This is a genomic window from Arthrobacter sp. LAPM80, assembly GCF_046736435.1.
In the GTDB taxonomy this organism is placed as follows: domain Bacteria; phylum Actinomycetota; class Actinomycetes; order Actinomycetales; family Micrococcaceae; genus Specibacter.
This window is the reverse complement of sequence record NZ_JBCHVD010000006.1, coordinates 1-17,994: the sequence shown is the minus strand read 5'-3', so window position 1 is coordinate 17,994 and position 17,994 is coordinate 1. Positions and strand designations below refer to the sequence as shown.

The 17,994-nt window shown below is 63.2% G+C and carries 16 protein-coding genes; 7 read left to right on the top strand and 9 right to left on the bottom strand.

Annotated features, from left to right (window positions below):
• Positions 1-5: 5 nt before the first annotated feature.
• Positions 6-2,234, bottom strand: a complete 2,229-nt coding sequence (locus tag AAGW05_RS07945) for a transglycosylase domain-containing protein (protein ID WP_411803967.1) — start codon at positions 2,232-2,234, stop codon at positions 6-8.
• Between the two features lie 36 nt (positions 2,235-2,270).
• Here AAGW05_RS07945 and AAGW05_RS07940 point away from each other — a divergent pair, with 36 nt between their 5' ends.
• From AAGW05_RS07940 to AAGW05_RS07930, 3 genes are read left to right on the top strand one after another with little or no spacing between them, the layout of a single operon-like run.
• Positions 2,271-2,426, top strand: coding sequence for a hypothetical protein (locus AAGW05_RS07940; protein WP_380815032.1), 156 nt, complete (start codon positions 2,271-2,273; stop codon positions 2,424-2,426).
• 2 nt (positions 2,427-2,428) lie between these two features.
• Positions 2,429-2,914 carry a RidA family protein gene (locus AAGW05_RS07935; RefSeq protein WP_411803966.1) on the top strand — a complete coding sequence of 162 codons (486 nt, stop codon included), beginning with the start codon at positions 2,429-2,431 and terminating at the stop codon, positions 2,912-2,914.
• Between the two features lie 13 nt (positions 2,915-2,927).
• Positions 2,928-3,842 carry an NUDIX hydrolase gene (locus tag AAGW05_RS07930; RefSeq protein ID WP_411803965.1) on the top strand — a complete coding sequence of 305 codons (915 nt, stop codon included), beginning with the start codon at positions 2,928-2,930 and terminating at the stop codon, positions 3,840-3,842.
• Between the two features lie 123 nt (positions 3,843-3,965).
• Here AAGW05_RS07930 and AAGW05_RS07925 read toward each other — a convergent pair whose 3' ends face one another.
• On the bottom strand, positions 3,966-4,643 hold the full coding sequence (locus AAGW05_RS07925; protein ID WP_411803964.1) for a Crp/Fnr family transcriptional regulator: 678 nt from the start codon (positions 4,641-4,643) through the stop codon (positions 3,966-3,968).
• Positions 4,644-4,877: 234 nt separating this feature from the next.
• Between AAGW05_RS07925 and AAGW05_RS07920 the strand changes: the two genes are divergently transcribed.
• The gene (locus tag AAGW05_RS07920) at positions 4,878-6,062 is read left to right on the top strand and encodes a MarP family serine protease (RefSeq protein WP_411803963.1); all 1,185 of its coding nucleotides are present in this window, start codon (positions 4,878-4,880) and stop codon (positions 6,060-6,062) included.
• Positions 6,063-6,068: 6 nt separating this feature from the next.
• On the opposite strand, the gene aroQ is transcribed toward AAGW05_RS07920, so the two are convergent.
• From aroQ to acs, 6 genes are all read right to left on the bottom strand, one after another.
• Positions 6,069-6,539, bottom strand: coding sequence for a type II 3-dehydroquinate dehydratase (gene aroQ / locus AAGW05_RS07915; RefSeq protein ID WP_411803962.1), 471 nt, complete (start codon positions 6,537-6,539; stop codon positions 6,069-6,071).
• Between the two features lie 76 nt (positions 6,540-6,615).
• Positions 6,616-7,410 carry a DeoR/GlpR family DNA-binding transcription regulator gene (locus AAGW05_RS07910; RefSeq protein ID WP_411803961.1) on the bottom strand — a complete coding sequence of 265 codons (795 nt, stop codon included), beginning with the start codon at positions 7,408-7,410 and terminating at the stop codon, positions 6,616-6,618.
• 41 nt (positions 7,411-7,451) lie between these two features.
• Entirely contained in the window at positions 7,452-8,360 is a 909-nt protein-coding gene (locus tag AAGW05_RS07905; RefSeq protein ID WP_411803960.1) for a carbohydrate ABC transporter permease, read from the bottom strand.
• Complete coding sequence (locus tag AAGW05_RS07900) at positions 8,360-9,334, bottom strand: carbohydrate ABC transporter permease (protein WP_411803959.1); 975 nt, start codon at positions 9,332-9,334, stop codon at positions 8,360-8,362. The genes AAGW05_RS07905 and AAGW05_RS07900 overlap by 1 nt, the downstream gene beginning before the upstream one ends.
• Positions 9,335-9,434: 100 nt before the next feature.
• Positions 9,435-10,757, bottom strand: coding sequence for an ABC transporter substrate-binding protein (locus AAGW05_RS07895; RefSeq protein ID WP_411803958.1), 1,323 nt, complete (start codon positions 10,755-10,757; stop codon positions 9,435-9,437).
• Between the two features lie 373 nt (positions 10,758-11,130).
• Entirely contained in the window at positions 11,131-13,107 is a 1,977-nt protein-coding gene (gene acs, locus AAGW05_RS07890) for an acetate--CoA ligase (protein ID WP_411803957.1), read from the bottom strand.
• 348 nt (positions 13,108-13,455) lie between these two features.
• Between acs and AAGW05_RS07885 the strand changes: the two genes are divergently transcribed.
• From AAGW05_RS07885 to AAGW05_RS07875, 3 genes are read left to right on the top strand one after another with little or no spacing between them, the layout of a single operon-like run.
• Positions 13,456-14,853, top strand: coding sequence for a hypothetical protein (locus AAGW05_RS07885; protein WP_411803956.1), 1,398 nt, complete (start codon positions 13,456-13,458; stop codon positions 14,851-14,853).
• A 5-nt stretch (positions 14,854-14,858) separates the two neighbouring features.
• Positions 14,859-15,662 (top strand): endonuclease III, encoded by an 804-nt coding sequence (nth, locus tag AAGW05_RS07880; protein ID WP_411803955.1) that lies wholly within the window; start codon positions 14,859-14,861, stop codon positions 15,660-15,662.
• Positions 15,659-16,354 carry an NUDIX hydrolase gene (locus tag AAGW05_RS07875; RefSeq protein WP_411803954.1) on the top strand — a complete coding sequence of 232 codons (696 nt, stop codon included), beginning with the start codon at positions 15,659-15,661 and terminating at the stop codon, positions 16,352-16,354. The genes nth and AAGW05_RS07875 overlap by 4 nt, the downstream gene beginning before the upstream one ends.
• Positions 16,355-16,377: 23 nt before the next feature.
• On the opposite strand, the gene AAGW05_RS07870 is transcribed toward AAGW05_RS07875, so the two are convergent.
• Positions 16,378-17,994, bottom strand: a 1,617-nt coding sequence (locus AAGW05_RS07870; RefSeq protein WP_411803953.1) for an amidohydrolase, incomplete at its 5' end; no start/stop codon positions are given.

Here is a 17,994-nt window from a genome sequence, read left to right as displayed (position 1 = left end):
GTGCCTTAGTCCTTCTTCTTCTCGGAGGGCTTGTCGTTTGAGGGCTTGTCGGAGTTGCCTGCGGCAGGCTTTCCGGGTTGTGCTGGCTTGGGCTGAATGTTGGCGGGCGGGTTGACCATGCTTTCCGGCGGTGCGTCGAAGCCTCCGACGTCGAAGAATCCGGCAACCTGGTTCATGTAGCCCTGCCACGCCTTGCCCGCGTAGGTGGCGCCGTCGACGTAATCGAGGCGCCGGCCGGCGATGAGCTTGCCGTTGTTGGATTGTGCCTTGTCGATGTTCCCCACCCAGGAAGCGGTGGCAAGGCCCTTGGTGAATCCAATGGTCCAGGTCTGCTCGGAGTTGTTGGTGGTGCCGGTTTTGGCGGCAGCAGGGTACCGCAGGGGAATCTGGTAACCGGAACCGCGAACAAGAACTTCCTGCAGAACCGAGGTCACACCGGAGGCTACTTCGGGCTTCACTGTCTGCTTGCAGTTCGCGCCCGGAACGGGGAACTTGTCACCCTTGGCGTTCGTGATCGAGACCAGCGCGATGGGATCGCAGTGGATGCCGCCGGCGGCAAAGGTCGCAAACGAAGAGGCCATGGTGAGCGGGGCAACTGCTCCCGAACCCAGCAAGGAGCTGACATTGTCCAGGTTGTAGGGCAGTTTCGGGTCCTCGCCGAGGTGGATGCCAGCCGCTGTCATCATCTTTTGAACGTTGCACAAATCCAGCTTTGAGGCTGTGTACATGGTGGCCGTATTCAGCGAATTGTAGAGGCCTTCGCGGGCCGTCAACCGCTGGTAGAAGTTGTTCTCGGCATTCTGGAGAGTCTTTGATCCGGGGTAGTTGTCATCATAGATGCCGGTGCTGGTGCCGCAGCTGTTCTGCCAGGGGAAGCCGACGGGGTACACCCTTACTCCCGCGTCCACGATGTCGTTGATCTTGTGCCCTGAGTTAAGCCATTCGGCAAAGGTGAACGGCTTGATAGTTGAACCGACGTCGAAACCGCCGGCTCCGCCGAGTGAATTGCCATTGGCGTCGAGGCGATCAACGTTGAAGTTGTAATCGGTGTTGAACTGTCCCTCGGGAGCCACAAACTTCGTGTTCTGCGCCATGGTCAGGATCCTGCCCGTTTTGGGCTGGACCGAAACCAGGGCCTGGCCCACCTTATCGGGGTTGTTGCCGGCCGGCGTGAAGTTCTCGAACTGTGCCTGGGCTGCGTCCTGCAAGCCCGGATCCAGCGTTGTGGTGATGGTCAGGCCACCCTGCTTAAGCAGCTTCTCCCTGTCCTCGGCCGTCTTGCCGTAGGCGGGATCGTTGACGATCAAACTGGTCACGTAGTCACAGAAGTACTCGCCCCGCACTGCTGTGACGCAGCCGTTGCGGCTGGGCTGGAGCTTGAGGTCAATCGCGGCCTTGGCGGCGTCGTCGTGCTGCTTTTGATCGATCATGCCCTGGGTCAGCATGTGGTCAAGCACCAGGTTGCGGCGCGAGATGGCATTCTCGGGATTCGCGATGGGGTCATACAGCGTGGGGCTGTTGACGACGCCGGCCAACAGGGCAGACTGTGGCAGTGTCAGGTCCTTGGCGTGGACACCAAAGTAGGAGTAGGCGGCCGATTCGATGCCGAAGTTGCCGTTGGCGAAGAGCACCCAGTTCAGGTAGCCCTGCAGGATCTCGTCCTTGGAGTACTTCTTCTCGATGGCGATGGCCAGCTTGATTTCGCGGACCTTGTCCCCGATTTCCTTGTCATTGCCCAACTTGACCTTATCCAGCTCACCGTTGACAGCGTGCGTCTGGATAATGACGTTGTTGACGAACTGCTGGGTGATCGTGGACGCGCCCTGGCGCCCACCGCCCTTGGCCATCGATGTGACGGCGCGCAGAAGCCCCCGGGTGTCGATGCCGCCATGTTCGTAGTAGCGGGCATCCTCGACCGCGACAATGGCGTTGCGCATGAACGGGGAGATGTCCTTCAGAGCCACTTCGGTGCGGTTCTGGTCGTAGAAGGTTGCCAGCAGTGAACCGTCGGCAGCAAGAATTTTCGATGACTGTGCCGGGGTGCCGACGTTCATCTCGTCCGGGAGGTCGTCAAAGAAGGTGATGGACGAGGTTGCCGTGCCGCCTGCAAGGGCGACCGCCGGAACCATCAGTCCTGCGACGAGGACACCACAAACTGAGCTGATGCCCAAAAATGCGACCAATTTACCCAGAGTTGTGGCGGTGTCGAAAATGGGGTGTTTTTTTGCTGCCATTTTCCCAGCTTAGCGGCAGGGGATACGCTTTGACGTATGACCAAATGGGAGTACTCTACGATTCCGCTGATTATCCACAACACCAAGGCAATTCTTGACAGCTGGGGTGACGATGGCTGGGAGCTGGTCCAGGTTGTCCCCGGGCCCGAGGGCCGAGGCCTCGTTGCCTACCTGAAGCGAGAGAAGGCCTAACCATGGAAACACCGTCAAATCAAGGAACATCACGCATTGAGGCACGCCTGGCCGAGCTTGGCTTAAGCCTTCCACCTGTGGCTGCGCCGGTAGCCGCCTATGTGCCGGCTGTGATTTCAGGAAACCACGTTTACACGTCAGGGCAGCTGCCTTTTATTGACGGAAAACTCACAGCTTCGGGCAAGGTCGGGGCGGAAGTTTCCGCTGAGGACGCAAAATCCCTGGCCGCAACATGCGCAATCAACGCCATTGCCGCCCTTAAAAGCGTCATAGGTGACCTCGACCGCGTGACCCGCATCGTCAAGGTTGTCGGCTTTGTTGCATCGGATCCGTCCTTCACGGGCCAGCCCGGCGTCATCAACGGTGCCTCAGAGCTTCTGGGCCAGGTGTTTGGCGAGGCAGGGATCCACGCACGGTCCGCCGTCGGAGTTTCCGTACTGCCTTTGGATTCTCCCGTTGAGGTTGAGTTGATTGCCGAATTCCAGTAACGACCCTGCGGGCATGCGGTCAGCAGGAAAGCGGCTCTTCCCGCTGAACGCAGACCAGCAGGAAGCCGCGCAGACGTGGGTGGACTTCGGCCAGCGCACCCCCAGCAAGCCGCGGCAGGCGTCGTCAGTGGTGCTGTTGAAGGACAGCCCAGGCGGCCTGCGGACTTTTCTGACCTACCGCCCGGGCGGTTCTCCGTTGGGAACTGTCGCCTTTCCCGGCGGCACCATTGAGGCCGCGGACGACGACGTCACCGACTGGGTGGGCCCCTCACCCACGATGTGGGCCAAGAGCCTTGGCACGCAGGACATTGGACTCGCCAAACGCCATGTGGTGGCGGCCATCCGTGAATTGTTTGAGGAAACTGGCATCCTGCTGGCCGGACCGGATTCCTCCGCGCTGGTGGAAAACATCACCGGACCCGAATGGATGCGGGCACGCGAGTCCATAGCCACCCAGGAGACCACTTTTGCGTCCCTGCTGGAGCGCTATGGGTTGGCGCTGCGCACCGATCTGCTCACGCCGCTGAGCCATTGGACCAGCCCGGACTTCGCCCACAGGCGCTTCGACACCAGGTACTTTGCAGCAGCAAGGCCGGTCAACCAGGAACCTTCCCTGCTCACAAGCAAGGGTGTGTGGGGGCGCTGGGCCAGCGCGGCAGACATCCTGGCCGACCGCGCAAAAACCGCACTGGGGGATGAAATCGGCCAGCCGACAACCACAGGCTTGACCCTAGGTGAGCTCGTGGTGCCCGGCGTGGAGATCATCCTTGAAAAAATCGCTGCCGCCCGCGGCTGCATTGCCTATCTGAACCACAAGAGGCCCATCAACGAATACCGGCCCAAGCTCGTGGGGGATTCCGAGTCGAGATTCAGCCTTGAGGTGCTGACAGCGCCCGTGTCCGAGGGCGCTCCCTGCAGGGAGCGCTGACAGGGCCAACGCTGCGGCAGCGTTGTGCTTCTCTTGCCGGAAACGAACGCCGGCCCGGCCACCTAAGGTGACCGGGCCGGCGTTCGTCGTTTCCCGCAGTTCAGGCTCCCTGCGACAGAAGCGCTAGCGTGAGCGCTGGCGCAGGCGGTTGACATCCAGGATGACCACGGCGCGGGCTTCAAGGCGGAGCCAGCCGCGCTGGACGAACTCGGCGAGGGCCTTGTTCACTGTCTCGCGTGACGCGCCGACCAGCTGGGCCAGTTCTTCCTGCGTGAGCTCGTGGGCAACCAGGATGCCGTCGGTCGCGGGGCGGCCGAAGCGGTCCGCGAGGTCAAGGATGGCCTTGGCCACGCGGCCGGGGACGTCCGAGAAGACCAGATCCGAGAGGTTGTCGTTGGTGCGGCGCAGGCGGCGGGCCAGGGCCTGCAGCAACTGCATGGACACCTCGGGGCGGTTGCGCAGCAGGGTGTTCAGGGATTCGTTCTTCAGGCCGGCAAGTCGGGTCTCGGAAACGGCCGTCGCCGTCGTGCTGCGGGGGGCCGGGTCAAAGAGTGCCATTTCGCCGAAGAGCTCGCCCGGGCCGAGGATGGCAACAAGTGATTCGCGGCCGTCAGAGGAGGTGCGTCCCAGCTTCACCTTGCCCGAAACGATGAAGTAGAGCTGGTCGCCCTGGTCGCCTTCACGAAAGACCGAAGCGCCGCGGGAAAGGTCAACCTCTGCCAGTTCGTCCGTCAAAAGGCGGAAAGCCTCGTCGTCGAGCGTGGCGAATAGTGGTGCCCGGCGTAATACCTCGATGTCCATGAAAACTCCTTACAGTATGTAGCTAATCAGTTCTGACCTGATACTGATTGTTTCAGAACTTTTCCGTTTTTGTGACCAATTTGGCATTCCAGGCGTTCGTTGTCAGCATATTGGCAGATTGATCATTCGAAAAGCTCATGGGCCATTCGGGTTGGGCCGGTAACATGTGGAGGTGGAGCACTGCCTGTGCCCAACTTGTAAAGGGCTCCGGCCCGGGAGGAGCTGTACGCGACGGTGCTTGGTTTCTCATGGCTTGATGCGGTGCTCATTGTCTGGCTTTTGTGGCAGCTGATCTACGGCCTGAACACCGGAGTGGTGGTCTCACTGGGTGGTATCGCAGGTTTCGCTGCCGGTGCCGCTGCGGCTTTTTTTGCCGCCCCCTTCGTCAACCAGTTCGCCCCCGGGCCGGGATGGCGCACTGCCATGGTGATTGGCGCCACAGTCCTGTTGATCGCCATCGGCCACGCCCTGGGCATGAAGCTGGGCGGCGCGATCGGCCGCCGTGTGAAATCTGACTCAATCCGATCCGTGAACCGGATTTTGGGCGGGGTGCTCAACGTAGCGGTGGGTGCGCTGGCCATTTCCATGCTGGCATTTGGTGTATCCAACCTTGGCATCCCGGCAGTATCCAAGCAGTTGAGCGACTCCCAGGTCATATCCCGGATTGACACCTGGACGCCCGATCCCGTCAAGGCAGCCGTCGCCGAGATCCGTTCCCTGGTGCTGGACGAGGGCATCCCTGCCCTGTTGAACCCGGGCGGCCCCAATGTCCAGGTGGCCGCCCCGAATGCCAATACAAACACGCCGGCCTGGAACCAGGCTGCGCACTCGGTCATGAAAATTTCGGGCACCGCATTCCAGTGCGGACAGAACCAGACGGGCACGGGGTTCGTCATCTCGCCCGGGCGGGTCCTGACCAATGCCCACGTGGTGGCGGGCGTGTCCATGCCCGTGGTGCAGACCCAGACACAGGGCGCGCTGCCTGCCCGCGTGGTGTACTTCAACCCCGTCCATGACTTGGCGATCCTCGCAGTCGATGGTTTGGCCGCGGCGCCGCTAACCGTTGGGGCCACGGTTCCCGGGAACACTGCCACGGCCTTCGCCGGCTACCCGCTCGGCGGGCCGTTGCAGGTGCGCCCGGCAACCGTGCTCTCCTCGGGCCCCATGATGGTGCCTGACATCTCCGGTGGGGCGAAGTCGCTTCTTGACGTGTATCAACTGGCCGGCAACGTGCAGTCGGGCAACTCCGGCGGGCCACTGCTTGATGCCTCAGGGCGTGTTGTGGGTGTCGTTTTCGCCAAGGCGACCAGTTCTGCCAATGTGGGCTTTGCCCTGACCATGGAGGAGGCCGGGCCCGTCATCGCCTCGGCGCCGACCCTCAGCGGTGCCGTGCCGTCGGGCACCTGCAAGGTCGGCTGACGGGCGCTACGCCAGGATCTTGTCCAGGTAGCTCACGGCCAGTTCGTAGCCGTGGATGCCGGCGCCGACAATGACGCTCTCGCACACGGGGGACAGATATGAGTGGTGCCTGAACTCCTCGCGCTTGTGCACATTGGTGATGTGCACCTCAACCGTGGGAAGTTCGACGCCGGCAATCGCGTCCCGCAGCGCCACCGACGTGTGCGTGTAGGCGCCCGCGTTGATGATGATTCCCACGGCCGTGCCGCGCGCCGCATGGATGGCGTCGACCAGGACACCCTCGTGGTTTGACTGCAGGCACGTGGTGCTGAACCCGGCGGCCCCGGCGGCCGCCGTGGCCAGCCGTTCGACGTCGGACAGCGTGGCCGAGCCGTAAATTTCAGGTTCCCGGGTGCCAAGTAGGTTCAGGTTGGGTCCATTGAGGATCAGCAGGGTGCCGCGGTCCGCGGCGCCCTGCTCAGCAGTCGAAGAGGTCATGGGTTAATAATGCCCCACCCGCGCAGGGCGCCGCGTTTGATCGCCAAAAGCCGTGTCTGCTCGGGAACTTCGCTGCTCAGGAGATGCCTTGCGCGGGGCCCGCAACGGGCACCAGCCGCAGAGCACCCACCCGGTCCCGCAGCGTACGCTGCGCCTCCAGGCCCAGGAATTCATCGCTGATGACCTCATCGACGTCCTCCAACGCGGCTATGGTGCTGATACCCACCGTTCCCCACTTGCTGTGATCGGCCAGCACGACGACTCTGCGGGCCGCGGCGATCAGGGCCCTGTCCATCTCTGCCTCCAGCAGGTTGGGGGTGGTGAACCCCGCCTGCGCATCCACGCCGTGCACGCCCAAAAACAGCACGTCAAGGTGGAGCGATCGCACGGACTGTGTGGCAATGGGACCCACCAGGGCATCCGACGGCGTGCGTTCGCCGCCTGTGAGGATCACCGACACCCGGGAGCCCGGGGTCTGAAAGACATCGGCAATCCGCACCGAGTTGGTCACGACTGTCAGATTCTTCATGCCAGCGAGTTCCTTCGCGAGCGACCACGTGGTAGTGCCGGCGCTCAGGCCGATGGCCATGCCGTCGCTGACAAGTTGCACGGCCTCCTGGGCGATGGCCCGCTTTTCGGCCGTGCCCTGGGTCGATTTGAGTTCAAAGCCTGGTTCGTGCGTCCCGGTGCCTCCTGGCACCTTGGCACCGCCATGGATCTTCTGGACCAGTCCGGCGTCGTCCAGGGCCTCGATGTCCCGGCGCACCGTCACCAGGGATACGCCGAGGAGATCGGCTAAATCCGAAACCCGCACCACCCTCTCACGGGCGACGGCTGCCACAATCTCCGAGCGTCTTGTGTCGGCCAGCATATGTCCCTCCTCGCTGCGCGGGCCCCGGGTGGTCCGCACTGTCATCCCTTGCTTGAACCAAGGGTCAGGCCAGCAACGAACTGCTTCTGCAGCACCAGGTAGACGATCAGTGTGGGGATGACGGTAATCATGGCGCCGGCGGCCAGCAGGTTGTAGTTGGACAGGAACGTCCCCTGCAGGTTGTTGATGGCGGTGGTGACCGGCAGCCTGTCGCCGCTTTGAATTAACAGCAGCGGCCAGAAGTAGTCGTTGTAAATGAAGATCAGTTCCAACGTGGCGAGGGCGGCGATGGCCGGGCGGCACAGCGGGAGGATGATTGAGGCGTACTGGCGCCACAGGCCCGCGCCGTCGACCAGTGCAGCCTCCGTCAGGTCTCCCGACAGCGCTTTCATGTAGTTGGAGAGCACAAAGGTGCAGAAGCCGATCTGGAAGGCCGTGTTCGCGATGATGACCGAGAGGTATGTGTTCAGCAGGCTGCCGGAATCACTGAACGCATAGGGGAGCTGGATGAGTTTGAACATTTCAAACAAGGGAGTGGCCAGCACCTGCGGGGGCAGGAGGTTTCCGGCGGTGAACATGATCAGCAAGGTGACGTTGAACTTCCAGCTGGCCCGGCTGACGGCGAACGCCATCATGGAGCTCAGCCACAACACCAGGATGATCGTGGGGACGGTGATGATGAGCGAGTTGACGAAATAGTGGGGGAAGCCGCCCTGGGTCCAGGCTGTTACGAAGTTGTCGAAGTTGAATGCGCCGCCGAAGCTGAAGTAGCCGTACTTGTCAGTGTCGGGCTTGGGGCGCAGGGCCGTGAACAGGGCCCAGCCCAGCGGGATGAGCCACATGACGGACATGACAATGAGGAACAGGTGGGTGCCGTAGTGCGGGCGCTTGAGCCCGTGGCCGACGGCGGCACCGGACTTTGCGGGACGGGTGCCGGTGGAGGTTGACATCAGAACTTCTCCTTCCGGAACGTCCGGGATAGGTAGATGGTGATCGGCACGAGGGAGATAACAAGCAAGATCACGGCAAAGGCGGAGCCGATGCCGATGGACTGGCCCTCGCCGATCAGGTAGGTGATGACCAGGGCGCTGATGAGTTCAAGGCCGTTGGTGCCCTTGTTGATGACCCAGACGACGTCGAAGGCACGTAGCGACTCGATGATAGTAATGACGACGATGACGATGTTGATGGGGGCCATGGCCGGGAAGACAATGCGGAAGAAGGTTTGGCGGGCGTTGGCTCCATCGAGCGAGGCTGCTTCCTTCAAGGACGCGTCTACGCCCTTGAGTCCGGCTAAGTACAGGATCATGACGTATCCGGCGTGCCGCCAGGTTGCCGCGACGAGGGCTGCCCAGATGTTGATATTGGGGTCACCGAACCAGTCCACTGCCTGCGGGGTGCCGGCGGTTCCGAGGAGGAAGTTCAGCAGGCCGTTGTCCTTTTGGTAGAACAGCTGCCAGATGATGCCCACCAGGGCCAGCGAGAGCATGACGGGGACGAAGAAGATGCTCTGGTAGATCTTGCTGCCCCTGATGTTCTGGTCCAGGAGCACTGCCAGGAGCAGGCCGAGCGGGGTGGCGATCACGGCAAGGAACAGCAGCCAGAGGATGTTGTGTTGGACGGCGGGCCAAAACGCGGGGCTGTCGTTATAGACGTAGCTGTAGTTGGCCAGTCCGGCCGCTCGAATGTCTGACAGGGCCAGTCCGTTCCAGCGGGTGAAGGAAAGGAACACTGACAGCAGGGTGGGAATCCAGACGAAAGCCAGCTGTACCAGGGTGGGGATGCCGACCATGAAGCCAAGAATCACCTTGTCCCGCTTGGAAAGTCTCTTCACCCGGCGGGTCTTGGCTGCGGGCGGGCGGGGCTTGCGTGCGCTCCTGGTGTCGGGGGTGGGCAGGTCGGAAACTTCGGATGGCGTGCTCATGGCGGCGAACTCGTTTTCTTACGGGGACATGGGTGGGGTGCCCGTGGCTATTGGGTGTCCGTGGCGGCGGACCGGGGCCCGCCGCCACGAAGGGACGCGGCTACTGGGCCGCGTACAGGGCCTTTGCCTGGGCCTCGAGGTTCTTCACGTCGATCTTGCCGTCCTTGATGAAGCCTTGGAGGGCCGGGATCATCACGTTGTTGGCCATGGCTGGCAACGCATCACGGTCAAAGAACTGGCTGATGCTCTTGGCGTTGGAGATGACCTCGGCACACTTCTTGTTCAGCGGGCTGAAGCTGGAGGTGTCGGTGCCCTTGGCCGTGGCAATGTTGGACGGGTCAACCTTGGCATATGCGTCCTGGCCTGCGGGGGTGCCCATGAACGCCATGAAGTCGCGGGCCGCCTGGTTGTTGCCGCCCTTCTTTGACAGCAGCAAGCCGTCGATGGGAGCTTCCACGGCGTCCCGGCCCTCCATGGCAATCTCCGGGAACGGGAAGAAGTCGATGTCGTCAAGGATCGTCTTGTCCGTGTACTGCTGGGTGACGAAGGAGCCGAGCAGGTACATGCCTGACTTTCCCTTGCCCATGTTGATGGCGGCGTCCTGCCAGGTCATGCCGAGGGCTCCCGGGTTCTGGTACGGGAGCAGTGCCCGCCACGTGTCAAAGACGGCGCTGACCTTGGGCTGGTCCCAGGATTCCTTGTGAGCGGTCAGGTCCATGTGGAACTGGTAGCCGTTGAGGCGCATGTTGATGTAGTCGAAGGTACCCATGGCAGGCCAGCCGTCCTTGTCGGCAAACTCGATGGGGATCAGCCCATCTGTCTTCATCTTGGCGCACAGGGTCTTGAGCGCGTCGAAGGTGGTGGGGACTTCATAGCCCTTCTCTGCCCAAACGCTCTTGCGGAAGAAGAAGCCCCACGGGTAGTTGTAGTTCGGGACAAAGTACATCTTGCCGTCGGGGCCCGTGGCGGCCTTCTTCATGGCGTCGGAGAAATTAGCGCCGATCTTCTCCCACACGTCATCGATGGGGGAGAGCAGGCCCTGCTTGGCGTAGTACTGCATGCGGTAACCGGCAAACCAGGTGAACGTGTCGTCCGGGCTGCCCTGCAGATAGGTGGCGATCTTGTTTTGGAAATCGTTGTGGGGGACCACATTGGTGGTGACTGCGTCACCGGACTTGGCTGTGAAGGCATCGGCTACGGCCTTGTAGGCGGCCTTGGGGACATCATCCGAGGAGCCGGAGCCGAAGGTCAGCGATTTTGATGCCGAGGGGTTTGAACCGGGTCCTGATCCACCCGTGCAGGCGGCCAGGAGCGGGATGCCGGCCGCGCCAACGGCACCGATGCCGAGGGTCTTCAAGAGTGTGCGGCGGTCCATGCCCGGCAGGATGATTCCCCCGGAGGACCGTTCTTCGTTGCGTGACATGATTTCTCCCTTTGAAAAACGAAGGCTTGTGAAGTGGATCACATAGCTACATCATGAAACAGCCAAAAAAGAACGTCAATAGTCAAAAGGAAAAATTAATGATCACGATTTGGTGTCATCCGTTCGCCGTTTGGCTAGTCGTTCCTCTGGAAAAGGCTTTCCGTCAGGGGTGGCGTGGATGCTTCGCGAAAGGAATGCGGATCGCGTCGGTTCACCCCGCGGGAGGCTGTGACAAGGGTGATTGGGAATGTGACATTTTGAAACGCCCGTTGCGCCCATGCTGCTTAACCCAAAACTGTGACGCAGTAACTGCATCAAAAACACCTAAATTCGGTGAAATCGGTGCAGTTTCTGCGTCACAGATGGGGAGGGGCTAGGCGCGGAGCGACTCGGCAATCTGGTTCATGACCGTGTTGTCAGCCAGTGTTGAGGAATCGCCCACGGCGCGGCCCTCGGCCACGTCCTTGAGCAGGCGGCGCATGATCTTGCCCGAACGCGTCTTGGGCAGTTCCGGAACCACCAGGATGGTCTTGGGTTTGGCGATCGGACCGATCTCGCGGCCCACGTGGTTGCGCAGGGTCGTGACGATATCGGCGTCCTCCACGGCCGAGCCGCGCAGGATCACGAACGCCACCACGGCCTGGCCGGTGGTCTCATCGGCGGCACCGACGACGGCGGCCTCGGCCACCGACGGATGGCTCACCAGGGCCGACTCGATTTCGGTTGTCGAAAGGCGGTGCCCCGATACGTTCATGACGTCGTCAACGCGGCCCAGGAGCCAAACGTCTCCGTCCTCGTCCCTCTTGGCGCCGTCGCCGGCAAAGTACATGCCATCAAAGCGGGACCAGTACGTGTCCTTGTAGCGCTCATTGTCGCCCCAAATGCCGCGCAGCATGGACGGCCAGGGTTCGCGGATGACAAGGTAGCCGCCGTGTCCGTCGGGGACCGAGGCGCCGAGCTCATCGACGACGTCCACGGCGATGCCGGGCAGCGGGGCCTGTGCCGAGCCGGGCTTCGTGGCGGTGACGCCGGGCAGCGGAGCGATCATCATGGCGCCGGTCTCTGTCTGCCACCAGGTGTCAACAATGGGTGCCAGGTCCCCGCCAATGACGCGGCGGTACCACATCCACGCCTCGGGGTTGATGGGCTCGCCCACGGATCCGAGCAGGCGGATCGAGGAGAGGTCGTACTTGGCGGGGATCTCATCACCCCACTTCATGCACGTGCGGATCGCCGTCGGCGCCGTATACAGGATGGAGACCTTGTACTTTTCAATGATCTCCCACCAGCGGCCCTGGTGCGGGGAATCGGGGGTGCCCTCGTACATGACCTGGGTGGCGCCATTGATGAGCGGCGCATAGGTGACGTAGGAGTGGCCGGTGATCCATCCGACGTCGGCCGTGCACCAGAAAACGTCGGTTTCGGGCTTCAGGTCAAAGACGGCCCGGTGCGTGTATGCGGCCTGGGCCAGGTAGCCGCCGGTGGTGTGCAGGATGCCCTTGGGCTTGCCCGTGGTTCCCGAGGTGTACAAGATGAACAGCGGGTGCTCCGAGGAATGCCCGACGGCGGTGTGTTCGGTCGATGCTGTGCCGACGGTGTCGTCCCACCAGAGATCGCGGCCCTGGACCCAGTTGATGTCAGCCTTGTTGCGCTTGACCACAACAACGTTCTGCACCGAGTGTCCCGGGGCGCTCAAGGCCTCATCGACGGCGGGCTTGAGGGCGCTGGGCTTGCCTCGGCGGAAGGTGCCGTCGGCGGTGACAACGAGCTTGGCCTGGGCATCATCAACGCGCGAGCGCAGGGCGTCGGCGGAGAAGCCGCCGAAGACCACCGAGTGGATGGCGCCGATGCGGGCGCAGGCCAGCAAGGTGATGACTGCCTCTGGGATCATGGGCAGGTACACGGCCACGCGGTCGCCCTTGGCCAGGCCGAGGGTTTCGAACGCGTTGGCGGCCTTCTTGACCTCTTCGGTCAGCTGCGCGTAGGTGTACGTGCGGGTGTCGCCGGGCTCGCCCTCAAAGTAAATGGCCACGCGGTCGCCGTTGCCTGCCTCCACATGTCGGTCAAGGGCGTTGTATGCGGCGTTGATTTCGCCGTCCTCGAACCAGGTGGCAAAGGGCGGGTTGGTCCAATCAAGGGTCTTGGTGAAGGGCTTGGACCAGGTCAGCAGTTCGCGTGCCTGCTGGCCCCAGAAGGCGGGGCGGTCAGCGTTGGCCTTAGCGTATTCATCGCCGTGGATGTTCGCGTTGGCGGCAAATTCCGCGCTTGGTGCGAACTGGCGGTTCTCCGTAAGCAGGTTCTCCAGCGCGTCGCCGGGCTGGTTTGCCGCTGCGGTTGTGACCTCAGACATCAAAAATCCCTTCATTCCTTCGTTGCCGGTGCCCCGCGGAATCCCATTCAGGTGGCAGCACGGTGGCAATCCTTGGCGGAGTTCGGGCTGCACAAAATGGTTGCTAAGGACAACTTTTTGTTCCATCTTTAACTGTAGCGCCTTCCTCGGCTAAACGTGTTCGCCGTCACAGCCCATGGGGTCAGCGGCGTCATATCTGCGCCCAAATGCAAGGGCCGGCACGTCGCCCTCGGGTGGGCAGTTGTACCCATTTACGTCATTTTTGCCCCGTTTAAGCTGTGGCTCGCTAGTGTTGCCTGCCTGCGGTAACTAGGCTGGTGAACAATCGTGACATTGAGGAGCAACATCATGACCGAGCAACAAACGCCTTCCGCCCAAACTGCACCAGGCCCCGCGGAATCAGCTGTCAGCCATGCCGCCGTCGGCCCCTTGACCCTCAGGGACCTTGCGGTTCTGGCGTCGGCCGCCATCATTTTCGTCGCCTCAGTGGTGCCGATCGTTTCGACGATCCTCGGAAGCTACAACTTGTGGAACATCAGCAGCCTGTTTTACATCGGCATCGGCGTTGTTCTGCCGCTTTCAGTGGGCGGACTGTTCCTCGCCCGCCGGCTGAGCCCGGAAAGCAAGGTCCGCATCGGCTCGCTGTCGATCGACCAGTACGCCTCGGTCGTGGCGGCCTTTGCCACCTTCTTCTTCTTCACGGGAACGGTGACCAGCTTCGGCCCCGCCTACCTGATCGGACTAGTTGGATCCGTGCTGATGCTCGCCTCCACGGTTTGCGTCCCGTGGATCCCCGTCCTGGCCTCCGACTTTGCCGGCCGCCCGGAGGTGCCCGCCCACGTTGCCGCGCGCGACGCCGTTCCCGCCCTGACGCGTCCTTCAGCAACGAAGCCCGGGGCCGGCCGGGGTGCTGCAGCCGCTGCTGCCGGCCAGGGCAGCCCCGCCGTTGCAGGCACGCCATCCGCAACCGAGCAGGACGCCGCTGCGAACGACTCGTCCACCAACGCTCCCGCCGGATGGGCCGCGAAGGCCGCCAGCGTCGGGCACACTGCCGCGGGCCGGATCTTCACCCCGGCCAAGGACACCACAACCCATGGCGCAGGAACTGCCGCAGCCGAGGCCCCGGCCGGCGCTGCACCAGCTTCCGCAGGTGCCACCCAGGCCCTCGCCGCCACGGCGGCCGCCACGTCCACCGCAGCAATTCCGGCGGCGTCCGCCGCAATCCCGGCCACCCAGACTCCCCACGTGCCCCAGGCTCCCCACGTGCCCCAGGCGTCCAGGAGCTCCGCGGCAACACCCCCGGCCGCGTCCGCCGATGGCGCGGCCGCCGCAACCCCGGCCACCGCATCGCCGGCCACCGCAACCCCGGCCACCACCGAAGCCGCGCGGCCCGCGGAGGCCGCCGCCGCCGTCGTGCCTTCCAGGGATGTCAACGCGACGACGCTGAACCCGCAGGTTGCCCCGGCCAAGGAGCAGGCGCCAGCCCGCGTCAAGGAGAGCATTGGCGCTACCGTGAACCCGCAGGCCGCGGCACCCGTCGCTGCAGAACCGTTCTGGTTTGCCGTCGACCGCCCGCAAAACGTGATCGACGAGAACACCCGCCAGTTCATGTTCAAGCTGACGCCGGGATCGTGGATTCTGGCCCTGGAGGACCGCGGAAACAGCTTCCTTGTCCAGGACAGCCGCGGCAAGACGGGTGTATTGCTGGACCTCGTGGGGATTGAGCGCGCCGCGGACAGCCAGTAACGCAGGTGGCACAGGAATCGGCGCTGGCGCTCAAGCGGCGGGCCCGGAAAATCAACCGCGAGCTGGCGGAGCTGTACCCGTACGCGCATGCCGAACTCGATTTCCGGGACCCCTTTGAGCTGCTGGTGGCCACCGTGCTGTCCGCACAGACCACCGACATCCGCGTCAATGCTGTGACCCCTGCGCTCTTCGCCCGGTTCCCGACGCCCCTGGCCATGGCCCAGGCGCAGGGTGTCGAGCTGGAGGAACTGATCCGGCCGACGGGCTTTTTCCGGGCCAAGGCTGCTAACCTGCTGGCCCTGGCCACCCGCCTGGTTGACGAGTACGACGGCGTGGTCCCCGGTTCCCTTGATGACCTTGTGACGCTCCCGGGAGTCGGGCGGAAAACCGCAAATGTGGTGCTGGGCAACGCCTTTGGGGTGCCAGGCATCACCGTTGACACGCACTTCATCAGGCTGGCACGGCGGTTCGGCTGGACCGAATCCACTGACCCCGTCAGGATCGAGACCGACGTTGCGGCGCTGTTCGAACGCCAGGACTGGACCATGCTCTCGCACCGGGTCGTGTTCCACGGCCGGCGCATCTGCCATGCACGAAAACCCGCCTGCGGGGCGTGCCCGATCGCACATCTGTGCCCGTCCTACGGTGACGGCGAGGTCGACCCAGTGAAGGCCGCAAAGCTGCTGAAATACGAGCTCGCCCCCGGACAGGAGGAACTGCTGGCGCGCATGCTTGCCGATGGGGACAACGCGGCGCAGTACCGGCAGGAGTCGCAGCTGGCCGCACGCACTTCCGGGACCCGGCCGTGAGTGCCTACTTGGACCTTGCGGCACTTTCGGCGAAGGCTGCAGCCACCGCTGCTCTTCCTGAAGCGCTCAGGGACGGACGGCCCTCCCTGTGGCAGCTGCCCATGGACAGTTCAACCACCCGCAGGGCGGCCGTGCTGATGCTGTTTGGCGCACTCGATGACATCCCGGCCGCCTCGAGCAAGCCGCTGGCCTCCGCGGACCTGGACATTTTGCTCATCGAGCGAGCCGCCACGCTGAATGACCACCCCGGCCAGGTTGCCTTTCCCGGCGGCGGTGTTGATGCGCTCGATGTCTCACTTCCGGCCTGTGCGCTGCGTGAGGCCCAGGAGGAGACGGGGCTTGACCCTCTGGGTGTGGAAGTTCTTGGGATGCTGCCCGAAGTTCCGCTGCCCGTCAGCAACTTCATGGTCACACCAGTGGTCAGCTGGTGGGTCCGGCAAACCCCCGTTGACGTCGTCGACTTCGGTGAGTCGGCCCGGGTCTTCAGGATTCCCGTGCGCGACCTGCTGGATCCGGAAAACCGCTTCACCGCGGTGCTTGCGCGTGGCGGGCACAACTACCGGGGCCCGGCCTTCGTCGTCAACGATGTGGTGGTGTGGGGGTTTACCGCCGGAATCCTGAACTACGTCTTCCACGAACTTGGCTGGGCCGTTCCCTGGGACGAACAGCGCGAAATCCCCGCCCCGATCTGACAGCTATTCTGGACGGGCCCGGGCTACCGGTTCGGGCTGAAAACTGTGACACCTTCCTTGATGGTTTCAAGCACCCGAATGTTTTTGACGTTCGCGGCACCTGCCGCCACGGGGTCGCCGTCGAGCATGACCATGTCGGCGAGCATGCCAACTTTCAGCATGCCCTTCCTATCCTCCTCGAACAGCTGGAAGGCAGGGCCGGTGGTGATGGCCTGCAGGGCTGCGTACACGCTGACGCGCTGGCCGGGGCCGAGAACGTGCCCGGTCCTAGTGGTGCGGTTCGTGGCCGTGAACACCGTAAACATCGGGTCCAGCGCCGTGACGGGGAAATCGGTGTGGTTTGAAACCGTCAGGCCCGCGTCGGCTGCGGCCTTCAAGGGGCTGATGAAGGCAGCCTTCGCCTCCCCGACATTGGCTCGGTGCACGTCACCCCAAAAGAAGGTGTGGTTGGTGAAATAGCTCGGCGTGATGCCAAGCCGGAGATAGTCCTGCAGATGCCCGGGGCGCTGGAACTGAGAATGGATGGCGACAGGCCGTGCGTCGTCGCCGGCCGTGGCTCCTGCCAACTCCACAGCCTTGATGAGCTGGTCGATGGCGGCGTCCCCGTTGACGTGCGCGTACAGCTGGACACCCCGGGCCAGGGTGTTCTTCACGATCCCGGCGAAGGTTTCAAACGGCATGGTTGGCTCACCGCACCAGTCCGCACTGCCGTCGAGCCCGCCCGTCAGGTAGGGCTCGCCCATGAATGCCGTCCGGCCTTGGGGGGATCCGTCCTGAAGGACCTTCAGCCCCGCGATTTTGAATCCGTTCCTGTAACTGCCCGTGGGGTATGCGGGGTTGCCCAGCCACTGCGGTGCCTCCGTGAAGGAGCCCAGGGCGGCGATGTCAAGATACAGCAGGCCCGATTCAGCTGCCGACTGGTACAGCTCGATGTCCGCGACAGGGGCAAAACCGTCCTGCGCATGGGTGTAGCCCCTCGATGCGTACTCCTGCTGCACAACGTCGAGCAGGCGCAGTTTGTCCCGGGGCGCAAGAACGGGGAGCCTTGGCGCCACCAATGCCATGTACGCGGTCTCCATCAACAGCCCGGCCGGTTGACGTGATCCGGGCAGGCGGGAAATGACGCCACCTGCGGGTGTGGGCGTTTTTTCGTCGATGCCCGCCCACGCCAAGGCCTTGGAATTGAGCACAATTCCGTGGCTGGAGACATGGACCAGCATGACCAGGTGGTTCGGGAAGTGCGGGTCAAGGTCGGCCACCGTGATGTGCCGGTTCTCCGCCAGGGCTTCCTGGTCGTAGCCGTATCCGATGATCCACTCACCCGGTGCGATGTTGCGGCTGTCCCTGAACCGGGCCAGCGCTTGAACCACGGAGGGAATGTCGGTGCAGCTGCCGACCGGCGGCGGGCCGACATTGACCCTGTCAAGGAGGTCGTAGGAGGCCGAAAAGTGGCTGTGGGCGTCGATGAACCCGGGCAGCAGGGCAGCCCCGTCCAAGTCCCTGACTTCAGCATGCGGGAACAGCTCCCGGGCCCGATCCTCCTCGCCCGCGAAGGCAATCCTGCCACGGCTCGTCACCACTGATTCCACATAGTCAGGGGTGGGCCCGGCCATGGTGAGGATGCGGCCGTTGCAAAAAAG